Genomic DNA, 15,962 nt, shown 5'->3' with positions numbered 1-15,962 from the left:
CTGCTCCTTTTGTGTAAGCTTCTTTTAATTTTGGCGGAAAGGCCCGTATCCATGCAATTTTTTCTTGCTGGTACTGGCGAATACTGCTATCATAGCGATAAATCAAATGAAGCAGAGGGTGTGGAGAGAAAAATGGGAAACCGTGCTTACAATTTTAACGCCGGTCCGGCGGCTCTGCCGCTGGAAGTGCTGGAACAGGCGCAGAAGGAATTTGTCGACTTCCGCGGCATCGGCATGTCGATTATGGAAATTTCGCACCGCAGCGCAGAGTACGAAGCGGTGAACAACGAAACGCAAAACCTGCTTAAAGAATTGTTCAGCATTCCGGACGGCTACAAAGTGCTTTTCCTCCAAGGCGGAGCAAGCACACAATTCACCATGATTCCCATGAATTTTCTGCAAGCCGGACAAACCGCGGCCTATGTTCAAAGCGGCGCGTGGGCGGACAAAGCGATCAAGGAAGCGAAACTTTTCGGGGAAACCGCCATTGCGGCGAGCTCGAAAGATCAGAAGTTCATGCGCATGCCGGACCTCGGTGCGCTTAACCTGTCCGATCAGACGGCTTATCTGCATGTCACGTCGAACGAAACCATCGAAGGCTCGCAGGTTCAAAGCTACCCGGACACCGGCAGCATTCCGCTCATCGCGGATATGTCCAGCGATATTCTCAGCCGTCCGGTCGACGTCTCGAAGTTCGGCCTGATTTACGCGGGCGCTCAGAAGAACCTCGGACCTTCGGGCGTAACGGTCGTTATTTTGCGGGAAGACATGCTGGAGCGCGCGAATGCGAACCTTCCGACCATGTTCCGCTATGACACCCACGTGAAGAACGATTCGCTTTACAACACACCGCCTTCTTATTCGGTGTACATGATCAATCTGGTGCTGCACTGGATCAAACGCCAGGGCGGACTTGCCGCACTGGAGAAGATCAACCGCGACAAAACCGACCTGATTTACAACGCCATTGACGCCAGCGGCGGCTTCTATCAAGGCTGTGTCGATGCGGACAGCCGTTCCAGAATGAACATTACGTTCCGTCTGCAATCGGAAGAGCTGGAAAAGCTTTTCGTCAAGGAGTCCCAGGCGAACGGGTTTGTCGGTCTGAAAGGGCACCGCAGCGTCGGCGGACTGAGAGCCTCGACTTACAACGCGGTTCCTTACGAGTCGTGCCAGGCGCTCGCCCAGTTTATGAACGATTTCAGCAAGCGCAACGGATAAACCTCCGGTATACGGTACACGGACAGGCATCTTTTTTATTCGAATCGGAAAAACGGGACCCTTCACTGGGTCCCGTTTTTGCTGCGTGAATGAGGACATTGAGGGAGGCTGAGGCCTATCCCGGATGCCCGAAAGTCATGCGTGCTTCTATCCCGGACAGTCCACGAAGTATGAACACAAGCTGTATAACCATAAAAAAAGGTACGGCGAATGATTTCGCCCTACCTTTTTAAAACTCTCTTATAAAACTCTCTGTGCATGCCTGTATTCCGGGCGGTCCTCAGGCAAAACTCTCTTTAATGGCGGGCTCGGTCAATTTGTAGCCGACGTTGCGAATGGTCATGATATATTCGGGTGTCCGGGCGTTGGCCTCGATTTTATCCCTGAGATGAGAGATGTGGACATCGACGATCCGGGAATCGCCGAGGAAGTGGTAGTCCCAGACGCCGTGCAGCAACTGCTGGCGGCTCAATACTTTGCCTCTGTGCTTGCAGAGGAACACAAGCAGCTCGAATTCTTTGGGGGTCAGATCAACCGGCTTGCCCGCACAGGTCACCTCGCGCTGATCGGGACGGATGCTGAGCTGGCCGATCGTGATCGGAGCTTCTTCGCCCGAGGCCGGGAGGGTCTGAATGCGCCGGATGATCGCCTGAATGCGGGAAATCAGCTCCTGCGGACTGAAAGGCTTGGTCATATAATCGTCGGCACCGTTATCCAGCCCCGCGATTTTATCCGATAAATCCTGCATGGCGGTGAGCATAATGATGGGAACGAGATTGTTCTGGCTGCGCAGCTTGCGGCAGACCTGCAGGCCGTCCATTTTGGGCAGCATCAGGTCGAGAACGATAATGTCGGGACGGAACTGGCCGATGACGTCGAATACGGCCTCACCGTCATACACGCACTGGACTTCGAAGCCTACGAGCTTCAGATTGAACTCGATGAGCATGGAGATCGAAGGTTCGTCGTCTACGACTAGCACTTTTTTCTTCATGAATCGGTCTCCTTTGGGTTCGGTTATTAGCTCTATTATCGCTCCTATGTATCACGGTCATATTAAGAACACGTAAAACGAGTGTTAAAATTGCGGAGCGGAAAGTGGTATACTAGTTGAGGAAAGAGGTGAACGTGCAGCATGGCTTTTCACATCGTATTGGTTGAACCCGAAATTCCCGCGAATACGGGCAATATTTCTCGGACCTGCGCAGCGACGGGGACTTACCTGCATCTGGTGCGGCCGCTCGGATTTTCAACGGATGACAAAACACTGAAACGGGCGGGGCTCGACTACTGGCATTCCGTCAAACTCGAATATCACGATTCTTTTGAAGAGGTCAAAGAGAAATATGCCGGAAACCGGTTCTTTTTTGCCACCACGAAAACCGATAAGCGGTATACGGATTTCGAGTTCCGCGACGGAGATTTTTTCGTGTTCGGCCGAGAGACGAAAGGGCTCCCGCCTGAAATTTTGAAGGCTCATCCCGGACAGACCATGAGAATGCCGATGTCGGATGCGGTCCGCTCGTTGAACTTGTCGAATTCGGCGGCCATCGTCCTGTTCGAGGCGCTCCGCCAGAACGATTTTCCGGGACTCCGGTAAGGATAAGTGATATGGGTTATCTAGTTTGTTATAACTATATGTCATTATGTGCGACAGATTATAGTAATTTGATTTAACCAGAAAGAAGCAGAAACCCTAAAATACAAGGGGATCTGCTTCTCTTTATTATTTTTAATGAAGTCTTTATTTAATTGAGTAACAAAAAGAAAATAATGTTAGTACATAAGATTTGGAATATTGATCTAAATGTGATTCTTACAATTGAAATGAACGGACATTTTTTGGTTAAAAATAATTGTAAAAAAATACCTTTTGAGGTAGATTGGAAATAGATAGTAAGTTATTTAGTTCTAGTGTAAATACAACCTTTGCAGCGAAAACAGACGAAAAATATACATTTGCCAAAAAAGATGGTAAAGAGGCCCTCTATGACAATGCTAATAAAGTGCATGGACAGCGGATGGAAAAAAGTTAAGCTTAACAGAGTATAAAATCATATTAGAAAACTCCGAAAGAGCAAGAAATGATGCGTCCTTGAATTTTTCAAACAGTGAACTAAATCAATCCAGAAAGAATATTATTAATACAATTAACCCCTTAAATATATTAGTTATGAATTACTATGAAAATGATTTGTCTTGGGCCGCTACCGGTACTCCAGAAAAAGTGACCCCTTCAGTTGATTGCCCGTCATGGCAACCAGCCGCTTGTCAAGTACAAGTTCAATATGCTATACAAACAACTGAATCTTTTTCTGTAAACGTTGATGCGGGAGATAAAAATTATATTCGTGGAAATGCAGGTTTTAGTTGGTCTACTTCTTCCCAATCGCAAGTAGGTGCAACCTATCAAATTCCTCAAGGGGACCGAGGTTATATAACATTTGCACCATGGATAAACTACACAAGAGGTTATATTCATTATGCATACTCAGACCAAACTGGATATCATTATTTAGGTAAAAGTGACATGAAGTTTGCTAACGCTCCCAAAAAGTTACCTAACGGATTCACAGATGGCGTTTTTTCAGTTGTAAAATATTAAGATGATATTTCTTGGTCTACGTCCTAATAAATTAGGGCGTAGACTAATTTCAATTAGTTTTGTTAGAAAAGGAGATGTAGTTATTGAGATCTTTTATATTAGGTTGCATTCAATGTTGTTTTGGAATTACATTGTTAGGATTAGGTGGGTTAGAAAAAATTCTTATTTTTATGATAGTTAGTAATAGAGCAGCACTTGATATTAACTCTGTAATAGGTTTGACGCCAGCCTATATTTGGAATATCACCAATTATACTTTATCTACAGGGGCAATATTAGTCGTTATGGGAATTATTTTTTTACTAATATCCAGAAACAAACAAGGAGATACCAAATTATAAATCCATGCCTACTTTATAGGTAAAATATAATAAAGGATTTTTTGTTGAAGTAAGTCTATATAATTGTATTCTATGATGATTTTTGAGTACATCTTTACTTTGCTTGAATTATTCAATGGAGTTGCTAATTGTAACAACAGAAACACTTTACTAAATAACACTCATCTGATCAATATATAGACAAATTATCATGATGAAAAATTACAATAGTCTTTTATCGCATATGCAGATTTAAGTCATGTCAGGATAAAAAACCTAAGGAGACAGCCCTCTTCTCAGGATCCTCCTGAATAGATCTGAACTCAAACGCTTTTTTGACATAGATTATAGAAAGCATTCCTTGTACCTGAACGGCTTCGGTTAGAAGATCGTTTTTTTCTTTGGTTAAAAGTCGAGGAACCGTCTTATATAAGACGGTTCTCCAAGGATTCGATTGCCAGTTTAAGCGCAGTTAAGCGATGCGTATTTAAAGTTTTTTGAGAACTGCCTTCTTTTGCTTTTGCTATCTGTTGTTCGACAGATGGAAGGATACTTTGGAGAACTTCTTTAGATGTCAATATGATTTCTTCGTCATAAGAAAAATCTTCCCCATTCCAGCTGCCTTTGAGGCTTTCTAAACCGATTTTTACGGCGTTTTGCCTTTTTTTGACGAGGGTGGTGTTTGAACCTTTTTCTGTCATGCTTTTATAAGCATTTGAAAGCTTGTTAAAAGTCGACTCCAAAGATTTAATAGACAAGTCTTGGATTTCTTGGTCAACAGTCTTCATTAATAAGAGCCTCACATTCTTTTTTTAGTAAGATTATACTATGAATAAGGCTTTAACAGAGCCTACCGGAATGATATTGATCGTCACTTGAAGAGAGCGGGCCGAACGGAAAATTGCCTCCCTAGTTTTTCCTCCTTTACACTTGTCTGTTATATTTAGTTGTAATGTATGTTATGTTTATGGAAGATGGCAGGAACTAAGCTTTATCCAATTTCGCTGGTTTCAACGATTCCCTTTCCTTGACAAATGGTTTGAAGGGGCAGATGCCTTACCTTGATACATAAAAAACCGGATGATGCCGCGGGATAAACGCGGTCTCCTTACAGGCGGAAGTAGGCCGGAAGGTTCATTTCGGATTCGGGAAAAACGGAGAGCACCGGGATTCGTTACGGGATTGTATGAGCCTAAAGCAGCAGGGCGATATTCGCGTAAAGAGTCCGGGCGATTTTTCCGGGAAAATTTTCTAGGCGTATAGGCATATTTGGGATCGTTTGCGTGCAGGACAAGGGTTCTTTTGCTCTGGTGCTTTGGAATCTTGTAATCTTTTCCGTTTTGTATCCCCAAATAAAAAGAATATAACGAAGTTAGAAGGAATTAGCAGAAATTTGGCGAATAAAAATTGGGTAAAGTTTGTAAAGCCGATTATACTTCGGTGAAATGAGGTGAGTGGCACAATGATGAAACCAGCTGGAGTTGTCCGTAAAGTGGATCAGCTTGGACGTATCGTATTACCTAAGTCGCTGCGTAAAAGATATCAAATGAACGAAGGCGATCCGGTCGAAATTTTAGTACAAGGGGACCATATCATCCTAGAGAGATACCGCCCGAAATGCGTGTTCTGCGGTGAGATGGATCATGTTAACGAATTTAAAGAGCGTCACATCTGTTCCAATTGTCTGGGTGAAATGAACGCAATGAAACAACCGAGAGTCTAGTTAGGGCTTATTTCCTATTTTTACCGAGACGATCGAACACACCAGACGAAAAAGCGCCGTTTCCTTCGGGAGACGGCGTTTTTTCGTGGCTCCGCCTTTTTTTCACCCCCTAAAAGCAAGGGGATATGGTAAAATCAGGGTAGATCTTTCGGCGGAATAGAGAGGAGAGAGAGCCGTGATAAACATAAACGGTATAGGGTTCGGAGACGGCCCCGGGATGTTCGGTCTTGTGTCGGCGTTGTTTCCGCTCGTTTTCATCGCCATTCTGGCGTTTATCGCATTTACCCTCGTGAAAAGCATCCTGCAGTGGAACCATAATAACAAGCAGACGATACTGACGGTAGAAGCGCGAGTCGCGACGAAGCGTACGGCAGTGTCCCACCACCATTCGGCTTCGAACGAATCGATGCACAGCCATTCCACGGACACGTCCTACTTCGTCACGTTCGAGGTAGAGAGCGGCGACCGGATCGAGTTCCGGATAAGCGGGTCGGAGTACGGCCAGCTTGTGGAAGGGGATATGGGAAAGCTGAATTTTCAGGGTACGCGGTATCTCGGTTTTGCGCGGCACCGGGTGGTCAGTTATCCGTAAGCCTTGGCGATCGCCCTCCGGGAAGAGCGAATAATTAAAGGGGCTGTTTTATCAGCCCCTTTTTGCTGGATGATTTCTTTTTCGATAGCGGAAATGATTTCAATACTTGGGGGGATTATCATGAGGATTATAAAAAGAACTATTCTACTAGGAATTAGCTTATTATTTTTATTCATAGGGTCTATTATTGTCTTTATGAATTTGAGAGCTGAAAAATTAGAAAATGAAGTACGAAGTTATCTAACATCCAAAGGATACGAAGAACATCAAATCCAAAAAATGGATAGCAAGATAACAATTCAGCCTGTATATCAAGTTGTCGTTATATTTGCGGATGAACCGAATGTAACTTACTACTATGGGTCAAAAAAGTATTACTCCATTCTTCCTTCAGAAGGAGAAGATAAAGTATTCCAATTAAGTGTTACTCGTTTCATTGGTCAAAACTACGAGTATAAGCACATCGAACCTAATGTTAAGGAACAACTTCGATGAACTAGTGGGGAGGTTTAACTAAGAGCCGGTCGTTGAAAATATTAAGCATTTAGTTCCCCGCTAGAGCTGTACCGGAAAACCCGGTTTCCTCTTTAAGAGCTTGCATAGACTCGCTGATGATTTCCTTCATGCGCTTCCTCCGTTCTTGCACATGGAACGATAACTTCCCCGTGCCTCTTTGTTTCCATAAAAAAATCCCCATCGCAGCCGGACAGAACAAAAGATTCATTCTGCTTGCTAAGGTGGGGATCATTTCATATCCAGGGCTTTCGTTTACTTCCACATAACCGATGAACCTTACAGGCCTTTGGTTTTATCCTCGTTGTACGAAGATGTGAAGATGGCCACGATAAACATGGTCAGCACTACAATAATGATCCAGAAAGCATGAGACATCCAAGCGCACCTCCAAGTAAACATACGTTAGCCTAATTATACCCAATCGCCGTTCAAAAGAAAATGACAAAAATGTGAACAAGCCCTTCACAGGATCGGCTGGTTGGCTTTCCGGTATTCATTCGGCGAGCAGCCGGTCACTTTTTTGAACACTTTGCTGAAATATTTCTCGTCGCTATAGCCGACCATTTCGCTGACCTGGGAAATCCGCAGGTTGGGATTCATCATGAGCAGCTTGGCTTTGTCGATGCGAATGGCGCCCAGATAGTCGGACAGATTCGTGCCGAACTCTTGTTTGAACTTGCGCGAAATGTATTCACGGGAGAGGAAAAAACGGCCGGCGATATCCTGAAGCGAAATTTCCTCGTGATAGTGCGTCTGCAAATATTTCGCAATGTCGTAGATGACGTTCTTCTCGCGGTGCTGTCTTTTGAGCAGCTGCTTCGAAAGCTGGACGAACGAATGCGTCAGCTCCTGCTGCCAGTCGGCCAGCGAGAGCGTGCCCTGTTCGTTCAGCGGAACAATGGTCTGCCCGCTCCCGGATTCCGAGCGCACCTCCGCGAGCAGCTCTTCGGGACCGTCCGGGAAGAAATCTTCGATCCATCGGCCCCGCATGGTGTCCGCTTCGTGGCGCCACTGCTCGATCTGCTCGAGCGTAATGGCGCTTAGGCTCCGCACGCCGTCGAACCACGCCTGCACGGCGGAGGAGATCTCTTCGGCGCTGCCGCTGCGGATCGCCGTCCGGATCGCCTCCTCGAAATCGCTGAAGCGCAGCCGCCGGGGCTGGAGGCCTTCGGGCCGGACAGCCTCGTGAATCCAGCCGCCGCGGCTGAGCAGATTGCGCTGGCGCAGCGCGTCGCGGGCTTCGCGGTAAGCCGCCGGGAGGCCGTCGGGGAAGGCGTGCGCCCGGCTGAGCCCGAAATCGAGCCGGCTGTGCAGGGCGGTCAGGATGCCTTCGTTGATGTCCCCGAGAAGGGCGGGGACCTTGTCCGGCTCATCCCATACCAGGAGCAAGATTTCGTTAGAGCTCCAGTAGCGGAAGGCGGCCCCGCGGCTGCGGCGATGCAGAAACTCGTTGCAGATGTTGATCAGCGAGAAGAAGAGCAGGTCCGTGTTGCGGCCGAATTTGTTCTTCAGCTTCGTCTCCATCGTGACCATGCTGAGGATGGCGATGCGGCACGAGGCCGTTCCCGCCGGAAGGCCCCAGTCGGCCTGCAATTCCCGGACGGCGCCCGTATTCTGCGCGGGCTCGTCGAGCAGCCCGGACAACTGCCGGTCCCAGTAGACCGGCTTGATGCGGTTCATCTCGATGTTCCGCTCCACGCTCCGGGACCGTTCATGCTCTTCCTTGTTCCAACTGGCGACCGCTTTGGCCAGCGCTTCGTTGACCTGATCCGGATCGATCGGTTTCAGGATATAGTCGGTTCCGCCGTATTGAATCGTATGGCGGACGAGAGAAAAATCATCGTGGCCGCTGATTACGATTGATTTGGCGGAAGGGTCGTCGGTCTGCAGCCATTGGAGCAGCTCCACGCCGCCCTTTACCGGCATCATCATATCCGTAATGATGATCTGGGGCTTTTCCCGCCGGATTACCTCCATGGCTTCTTCTCCGTTTTCCGCCTCGAATATTTGCGAAATGCCGTGTTCTTCCCATTTGATCAGCATCCGCAGGGCGCTGCGGACGTGTTTCTCATCATCTACGAGTAATGCGATCATGTTGTTGTATCCTCCCCGAGCGGAATGCGCATCGTAATCCGGACGCCATGCGGGTCCGTATTTTCAAGTGTCAGCGAAGCTTGCGGATCGAAGTAAAGGCGCAGTCTCGTCCTCACGTTGCCGATCCCGATTCCGCCTTCTTCGTCTATCCCGGTCTCCTCGCGCATAACGGCAAGTCCGGCTTGCAGCTCCGTGAGCTTGTCTTCCGGGATGCCGCGTCCGTTGTCTTCGACTTCCACGAAGAGGACGGGGCTTGCGGAAGTCCCGCAGCCGCCGGAATCGGGCGACGCGCCCGCTGCTGCGGAATCTTCGTCCGGCCGGGATTCCGGCGCGTTTCTCGGGACGGCGGCTGCGGGTCCGCTCTCTGCGCCGGCCCCGTCTGGCCCCGCTTCTCCATCCGGTTTGAGAGTATCCTCGCCGGGTCCCGTCCCGCCGCCGGGTTCGAGCCGGGCACGGATGATCAGATGACCGGGTCCGAGCTTCGGATCGAAGCCGTGCTTGAAGTAATTTTCGACCAAGGGCTGAATGATCATCTTCGGAACCTCGATGCCTAGAGCGGCTTCGTCCAGTTCGAAGTCCGTGCGGAATTTGCCCTCGAACCGCTCCGTCTGGAGTTCCAGATACGCTTTCACATGGCCGATTTCCATGGAGAGCGGGACCGCTTCCTGGTTCGTGTTCATGCTGTAGCGCATCATTTTCGCCAGCGAGTTGATCAGCGAGTAGATGCGGGGGACGTTATGCTGGAGAGCCAGCGTACCGATGGACTGCAGCGCATTGTTCATGAAATGCGGGTTGATCTGGGCTTGCAGCGCCTTCAACTGATTCGTTTTATTGGCGATGTTCAGCCTGTACTCCCGCAGAATGAGGTTGTTGATCGTCTCCATCATCGTGCGGAACCGGCGGACCAGAATGCCGAGTTCATCCTGCCCTTCGCCGTCTACGCGGGCCGTCAGATTACCGGCCTGGATCTGGTTGATCGTCCCGATCAGTTTTTTGATCGGAGCGGTAATCCGGATCGTCACGAACAGAGTGGCCGCAATGACGAGCAGCAGGGAAACCGCCGCGATGATGATATTGATCTGGGTCAGGCTCCGCGCCCCTTCATACAGATAGCTGTGCGGGATTTCCTTCACCAGCGTCCACTTCATGTAAGGGGTATCCATTTTTTCGTACAAATAAACCGACTTGTTCATCTCCAGTTGTCCGCGCGTTTCCTTGGACTCCAGAACCGGGCCCGTCCAGGCGTCGGAGAGAGGCTTGCCGATCAGGGAGCCGTCTCCTGAATAAACGACCATGCCCGACTGGTCGAGCAGGTAAAGACGTTCATGCTGCTTGTTAAAAAGCTGGTCGGCAATGTCCTGAATCGCCTCCAGCTTGATATCGATCGACAAAGTCCCCAGCCATTCCGTCGTCGGGACGTTGTAGATGGCCCGGTGTAATGTAATGACGGGGCGGGGGTCATAATAAGGTGGACTCTGACCCAGGCCGTAAATGGAACTCATATGCGTGGGCTCCACGACGGAAGAGAGGTTGCCGGTCGTATAAGGCTCGCTGAAATTATCCGTATCGTAGCCGCGCTTCGGGATATCCCCGATGAGCAGCGTAGACCTGCGGGTTTTTGCCATATACAAATAGATCTGGTAAATGCCGTCCACGGAGTGAGTCATATTTTGCAGCAGGGTATAGGTCTGGGCTTCGTTCGTGTAATCCTGCACATTCCGCCGGAGCATCAGCAGGATGGCCGGATCGTTATAGAGGGAGAGCGAGTTGCGGTTAAGCGTGTCCATGTACGCTTGTACATTTGTTTTGCCCTGGTAAATCAGGTTCGCGTTCTCCTGAATCAGCTTCGTTCCCACCGAACGGGTGGTGTAGAAATACGTGACGATCATGGAGATGACGATCGGAATGACAGTTGCGGCCAGCATGAGCAGGATGAGGCGTGTACGAATGCTGCTGTTGTTCATCGGGCAGACTCCTCAGATCAATATATTCCACCTAACGGTTCACCTCGTGCGGTAGTGGGGAGCGGGTGGAGCGCCCTATACTAAATACACAACCTTCCATAGACAAAGGAGGAAGACAGATGCATAAGCGTTCATCGCAATGGGGTCAGCAATTATTTTTTCTCGGACCTGCGGTCCTTTTCTTTACCTTGATTATTATCATCCCTTTCCTGCTCGGCATGTACTACTCGTTCACGAACTGGAACGGGGTATCCGGCGAGGTCAGTTGGGTAGGCTTTGATAATTTTAAAAGAATCTTTACCCAGGATCAAGATTTCTGGAGTGCGTTCTGGTTTACCGTCCGGTTTACGCTCGTGGGCGTCGTGCTGTCCAATCTGGTCGGATTCGTTCTGGCGTATCTGCTGACGAGACCGCTTAAAACCCGGAATTTCCTAAGAACCGTTTTCTTTATGCCGAATGTAATCGGCGGACTTCTTCTCGGATTTATTTGGCAGTTTATTTTCGTAAAAGGGTTCTCCGCTATCGGTGAAATGACGGGAATCGGCTTCTTCAATCTTCCGTGGCTCGGCGATTCGACCACCGCCTTCTGGGGCATTGTCATCGTGTTCGTCTGGCAGACAGCCGGGTATTTGATGGTCATTTACATCGCGGCTTTCAGCAACGTGCCCAAAGACGTGATCGAAGCGGCACAGATCGACGGAGCTACGCAGGGACAAGTTCTGCGCTCCATTATGATTCCGCTTATCATGTCGGCCGTTACCGTCTGCCTGTTCCTCGCCATCTCGTGGACGTTCAAAATGTTCGATCTCAATTTGTCGCTGACGAAAGGCGGCCCCTTCCGTTCGACGGAATCCGTCGCGATGAATATTTACAGCGAAGCGTTCCAGAACAACCGGTACGGTCTCGGAACGGCCAAGGCGCTGGTGTTCTTCATCGTCGTCGCGGTCATCACGTGGCTGCAGGTCCGATTCACGAAAAGCAAGGAGGTCGAAGCGTAAATGGAAGCACAAAACCGTTACTCCGGGCGTGTGTTTATCGCCGAAATCGTAACGTTTGTCATCGCTCTTCTGTTCCTTGTCCCGTTTTACTTCCTTCTCGTGAACTCCGTGAAAAGCTTCGGCGACCTGCTTTCCAATGCCGCCAGCTGGCCGGAATCGTTTCACTTCGAAAATTACAAGCGGGCCTGGAGCATCACCAATTTCCCGGTCGTCTTCTGGAACTCTCTGATCGTTACCGTGATCAGCAACATCGGCATCGCGCTCATCAGCGCCATGGCGGCTTACCGGCTGGTGCGGTATAAAAGCCGCATCAATCAAGTTCTGTTCGGCATGTTCGTGGCTGCGATGGTCATTCCGTTCCAGTCGATCATGATTCCTCTCGTGAAGGTTCTCTCCGGCGTAGGCTTGATGGACAGCCTGTGGGGCCTGATCATCTGCTACCTGGGATTCGGGGCGCCGATGGCGATCTTCCTCTTCCACGGATTCGTGAAATCGATTCCTTTGGAGATCGAAGAGTCGGCTGTCGTAGACGGAACGTCCCCTTACGGCGTGTTCTGGCGCATCGTGCTGCCGCTGCTTAAGCCGATGTTCGTAACCGTCATCATTCTCAACGCCCTCTGGACGTGGAACGATTATTTGCTGCCGTCGCTCGTCCTGCAAAATCAGTCCCTGCGTACCATTCCGCTGGCCACGTTCTCGTTCTTCGGCCAGTATATGAAGCAGTGGGATTTGGCTCTGCCGGCACTCGTGCTCGGCATTACGCCGATTATCATTTTCTTCCTTGCCATGCAGCGCTATATTATCGAAGGCATTACGGCTGGATCGGTTAAGGGATGACTTACGGATCTGACAAAACGTGTAAGGTCAATTTGTTCCACTCAACAGATCAACAGCTTACGTGTTAACGGCTCTCTCCGGTTTATATAATGAAGAAGTCATCCAGAAAGAGGCAAGACCATAAAGGGAGGTTTCACCATGAAAAAGCTTTCTACACTCGCACTCGTTTCCGTATTTGCGATGTCCACCGTGCTCGCAGGATGCGGAAGCGGAGATTCCGGTAAAACCGCAGAAGGCGGCAATGCGGCCGAAGGCGGAACGAAAACGATTAAAATCTTTCAATTTAAAGTAGAAATCGCGGAAGCGCTGAACAAAGTCAAAGCCGAATACGAGAAAACGCATCCCGGCGTGAAGCTGGACATCCAGACCGTAGGCGGGGGCGCGGATTACGGCGCGGCGCTCAAAGCCAAGTTTGCCGGCGGCGATACGCCCGACATTTTCAACAACGGCGGCTTCCAGGAAATGAACACATGGATGGAGCATCTTGAAGATCTCTCCGATCAGCCCTGGGTAAAAGACCTGGTTCCGGTTGCGAAAGAACCGATGACCAAGGACGGCAAAATCTACGGACAGCCGATGGGATTGGAAGGCTACGGCTTTATTTACAACAAGGACTTGTTCAAGAAAGCCGGCATCACCGAGCTTCCGAAAACGCTGACTCAGCTCGACGAAGCTTCGAAGAAGCTTCAGGCGGCCGGCATCACCCCGTTCGCAAACGGGTACCAGGAGTGGTGGGTGCTGGGCAACCATACGCTTAACGTCGCGTTCGCCAACCAGCCGGACTCCAACAAATTTATCGCCGGCCTGAACGCCGGAACCGAGAAATTCAAGGGCAACCCGGTCTTCGAGCAGTGGACCAGAATGGTGGATCTAACCCTGAAATACAGCAATAAAAATCCGCTGACGACCGACTACAACACGCAGGTCACGATGTTCGCGAACGGCCAGGCCGCTATGATGCAGCAGGGCAACTGGACGCAAGTTCAGATCGACGGCATCAACAAAGATCTGAACATCGGTATTCTGCCGATGCCGATCAACGATGACGCGGCTCAAACGGACAAGCTTTATGTGGGCGTTCCGAACAACTGGGTCATCAACAAGAACTCCAAGGTTAAAGCCGAAGCCAAAGAATTTTTGAACTGGCTCGTCTCTTCCGATGCGGGCAAAGCTTTTATCACCCATGACTTCAAATTCATTCCGGCCTTTACGAACATCGAAGCCAAACCCGAAGATCTCGGAGACCTGGCCGCGGATATTATGACGTACAGCAAAGAGAACAAAGTTCTGGGCTGGAACTCCTCCAAGTATCCGGAAGGCGCCATGCAGGAATTCGGAGCCACGATGCAGGCTTATGTAGCCGGGAAGAAAACGAAAGATCAAATGTTGGACGACTTCCAGAAAACGTGGGACAACCTTAAGGGGAAAACCGCGCAGTAAGAAAAAAGTTAAAGAAACGCTTGCGATGTGAATCGCAGGCGTTTTTTTGTGTGTGTGGGAAAGCTTGCCGGATGTATGGCAGGGGGCGGCTCTAAGTGAGGGAAGGAAGCACCGGTAAACGGAGGAAAAGCGGTCCCTTATCCGTAAAGGAACCGCTTTTGTTTATTCGGGACCATGCCCTCGTGTAATAACCCAGAAGAGAAGGGCCAGCCCGCTGACGGCAGCGCCGAAAAGGCATACTCCGTTCCAGCCGCCGATGGCGTACAAGCTTGTCGATGCAATCGCTCCAGTGGCGCTGCCGAGCGAGTAAAAGATCATGTACCCGGCGGTCAGCCGACTCCGTGCCTCGGGGCGTACGGTGAAGATCAGGCTCTGATTCGTCACATGGACGGCCTGGACGGCAAGGTCGAGCAGGATGACGCCGATGACCGCGGCTGCCAGCGAATGGGGCGTGAATCCGATAAAGCCCCAGGACGCCAGCAGCAGAACCAGCGCCAATCCGGTGGTTCGCTGTCCCAGGCCCCGGTCGGCCAGCCTGCCCGCTCTGGCGGCGGCTAAAGCTCCGGCTGCTCCGGCAAGACCGAATGCGCCGACAGCCGTATGGGAAAGCGACAGCGGAGGCGCGCTGAGAGGAAGGACAAGGGCGGTCCACAAGGTGCTGAACACGGTAAAGATCAGGAAAGCCAGGACGGCGCGTATCCGCAGCAGTCGTTCTTCTATAAACAAAGCGAAAACCGAACGGAGCAGCCGAGGATAAGAGAGTTCCGTTTTTGTGTGAGGAACATTCGGCAAAATCCGGTACAGGGCGGCCCCCGTCACAAACATCAGCAGCGCCGAGGTGAGATAAACCGATCTCCAGCCGGCCAAGTCCGTCAGAGTGCCGGCGAAGGTTCGTGCCAGCAGGATGCCGCTCACGATGCCGCTCTGAACCACGCCTACGACGCGTCCGCGTTCATCGGAGGAGGCGAGGGTGGACGCGTAAGCGACAAGCACTTGAGTCACGACGGCGAGCAGCCCGACAGCGGCAAGTCCGGCCAGCAGTACCGGTGCGGACGGGGCAGTGCCGGCGATCAGGAGAGCGCCGGCCGAGAGCAGCATTTGAACGGTGATCAGCCGCCGCCGGTTCAGCAGATCCCCGAGGGGCACGAGCAGCAGCAGGCCCAGAGCGTAACAAATCTGAGTTACGGTAACGACAAGGCCCACGGCAGCGGGAGCTACTCCGAATTCCGACGCGAGAGCATCGAGCAGTGGCTGCGCGTAGTAAATGTTGGCCACGGCGAGCCCGCAAGCGGCGGAGAAAAGCAGCGCCTTCGAAGCGGACAAGGAAGATGGACCCGTAGGCGGTACGGGAAGCGAGGCTGGTGCCGAAAGCGATGTGGAGCGAGGTTGCGAATCCGCGATCAAGGCTCCGATGGATGCCCCGGTCGATGCCGGTGCAGGTATTAACGCCGTAGGCAAGGCTGCTGCCGGTGACGGTTCCAAAACCGGCGCCGATGTCTGATCTTGCACGAGAGTCTCAGTCTCTGGCGGGATCGGGACAGAAACTTCTGCCGCGGCGGCGCCTGACGCCGTTTCCGGACCGGATGCACCATTCGTTTGTCCGGCACGAGAGCCGATTTTGCAGGGGGTAACCATGTTACTTCCACTCCTTT

At 50.7% G+C, this 15,962-nt stretch carries 16 protein-coding genes; 11 read left to right on the top strand and 5 right to left on the bottom strand.

Annotation, left to right across the window (positions count from 1 at the left end; all coding sequences use genetic code 11):
- The first annotated feature begins 132 nt into the window (after window positions 1-132).
- The gene (serC, locus tag KVT34_RS14635; RefSeq protein WP_217559488.1) at window positions 133-1,221 is read left to right on the top strand and encodes a 3-phosphoserine/phosphohydroxythreonine transaminase; all 1,089 of its coding nucleotides are present in this window, start codon (window positions 133-135) and stop codon (window positions 1,219-1,221) included.
- Between the two features lie 280 nt (window positions 1,222-1,501).
- Here the strand turns inward: serC and KVT34_RS14630 are convergent, their stop codons facing one another.
- Window positions 1,502-2,215: a response regulator transcription factor gene (locus KVT34_RS14630; RefSeq protein WP_217559486.1), complete on the bottom strand. Its 714-nt coding sequence runs from the start codon at window positions 2,213-2,215 to the stop codon at window positions 1,502-1,504.
- A 141-nt stretch (window positions 2,216-2,356) separates the two neighbouring features.
- On the opposite strand from KVT34_RS14630, the gene trmL reads away from it, so the two are divergent.
- The 3 genes from trmL to KVT34_RS14615 all read left to right on the top strand — a co-directional run bounded on the left by trmL (window position 2,357) and on the right by KVT34_RS14615 (window position 4,167).
- Complete coding sequence (trmL, locus tag KVT34_RS14625; protein WP_217559485.1) at window positions 2,357-2,821, top strand: tRNA (uridine(34)/cytosine(34)/5-carboxymethylaminomethyluridine(34)-2'-O)-methyltransferase TrmL; 465 nt, start codon at window positions 2,357-2,359, stop codon at window positions 2,819-2,821.
- 495 nt (window positions 2,822-3,316) lie between these two features.
- A complete protein-coding gene (locus KVT34_RS14620; RefSeq protein ID WP_217559484.1) occupies window positions 3,317-3,826 on the top strand; it encodes a DUF6060 domain-containing protein in 510 nt (169 codons plus the stop codon).
- An 83-nt stretch (window positions 3,827-3,909) separates the two neighbouring features.
- Window positions 3,910-4,167 (top strand): hypothetical protein, encoded by a 258-nt coding sequence (locus KVT34_RS14615; protein WP_217559483.1) that lies wholly within the window; start codon window positions 3,910-3,912, stop codon window positions 4,165-4,167.
- Between the two features lie 404 nt (window positions 4,168-4,571).
- On the opposite strand, the gene KVT34_RS14610 is transcribed toward KVT34_RS14615, so the two are convergent.
- A complete protein-coding gene (locus KVT34_RS14610) occupies window positions 4,572-4,934 on the bottom strand; it encodes a hypothetical protein (RefSeq protein ID WP_217559482.1) in 363 nt (120 codons plus the stop codon).
- 677 nt (window positions 4,935-5,611) lie between these two features.
- On the opposite strand from KVT34_RS14610, the gene KVT34_RS14605 reads away from it, so the two are divergent.
- The 3 genes from KVT34_RS14605 (at window position 5,612) to KVT34_RS14595 (ending at window position 6,956) form a co-directional block, all read left to right on the top strand.
- Entirely contained in the window at window positions 5,612-5,869 is a 258-nt protein-coding gene (locus KVT34_RS14605) for an AbrB/MazE/SpoVT family DNA-binding domain-containing protein (protein ID WP_170318711.1), read from the top strand.
- Between the two features lie 175 nt (window positions 5,870-6,044).
- On the top strand, window positions 6,045-6,461 hold the full coding sequence (locus KVT34_RS14600; protein ID WP_217559481.1) for a DUF2500 domain-containing protein: 417 nt from the start codon (window positions 6,045-6,047) through the stop codon (window positions 6,459-6,461).
- A 120-nt stretch (window positions 6,462-6,581) separates the two neighbouring features.
- The gene (locus KVT34_RS14595; RefSeq protein WP_217559480.1) at window positions 6,582-6,956 is read left to right on the top strand and encodes a DUF3139 domain-containing protein; all 375 of its coding nucleotides are present in this window, start codon (window positions 6,582-6,584) and stop codon (window positions 6,954-6,956) included.
- Between the two features lie 483 nt (window positions 6,957-7,439).
- On the opposite strand, the gene KVT34_RS14590 is transcribed toward KVT34_RS14595, so the two are convergent.
- On the bottom strand, window positions 7,440-9,071 hold the full coding sequence (locus KVT34_RS14590; RefSeq protein ID WP_217559479.1) for a response regulator: 1,632 nt from the start codon (window positions 9,069-9,071) through the stop codon (window positions 7,440-7,442).
- A complete protein-coding gene (locus KVT34_RS14585) occupies window positions 9,068-11,035 on the bottom strand; it encodes a cache domain-containing sensor histidine kinase (RefSeq protein ID WP_217559478.1) in 1,968 nt (655 codons plus the stop codon). The genes KVT34_RS14590 and KVT34_RS14585 overlap by 4 nt, the downstream gene beginning before the upstream one ends.
- A 119-nt stretch (window positions 11,036-11,154) precedes the next feature.
- Here KVT34_RS14585 and KVT34_RS14580 point away from each other — a divergent pair, with 119 nt between their 5' ends.
- The 3 genes from KVT34_RS14580 (at window position 11,155) to KVT34_RS14570 (ending at window position 14,310) form a co-directional block, all read left to right on the top strand.
- Window positions 11,155-12,033 (top strand): carbohydrate ABC transporter permease, encoded by an 879-nt coding sequence (locus tag KVT34_RS14580; RefSeq protein ID WP_217559477.1) that lies wholly within the window; start codon window positions 11,155-11,157, stop codon window positions 12,031-12,033.
- Window positions 12,034-12,870 (top strand): carbohydrate ABC transporter permease, encoded by an 837-nt coding sequence (locus tag KVT34_RS14575; protein WP_217559476.1) that lies wholly within the window; start codon window positions 12,034-12,036, stop codon window positions 12,868-12,870.
- Between the two features lie 138 nt (window positions 12,871-13,008).
- Window positions 13,009-14,310: an ABC transporter substrate-binding protein gene (locus tag KVT34_RS14570; RefSeq protein WP_217559475.1), complete on the top strand. Its 1,302-nt coding sequence runs from the start codon at window positions 13,009-13,011 to the stop codon at window positions 14,308-14,310.
- 162 nt (window positions 14,311-14,472) lie between these two features.
- Here KVT34_RS14570 and KVT34_RS14565 read toward each other — a convergent pair whose 3' ends face one another.
- Entirely contained in the window at window positions 14,473-15,633 is a 1,161-nt protein-coding gene (locus tag KVT34_RS14565; protein ID WP_254634898.1) for an MFS transporter, read from the bottom strand.
- Between KVT34_RS14565 and KVT34_RS31830 the strand changes: the two genes are divergently transcribed.
- Window positions 15,575-15,811, top strand: coding sequence for a hypothetical protein (locus KVT34_RS31830; protein WP_254634924.1), 237 nt, complete (start codon window positions 15,575-15,577; stop codon window positions 15,809-15,811). The genes KVT34_RS14565 and KVT34_RS31830 overlap by 59 nt on opposite strands.
- The last annotated feature ends 151 nt before the right edge of the window (window positions 15,812-15,962 follow it).

The organism is Paenibacillus sp. GbtcB18, assembly GCF_019091125.1.
Classification (GTDB): domain Bacteria; phylum Bacillota; class Bacilli; order Paenibacillales; family NBRC-103111; genus Paenibacillus_F; species Paenibacillus_F chitinolyticus.
Note: the sequence above shows the minus strand (reverse complement) of the source record. Positions and strands in the feature narration are given on the sequence as shown.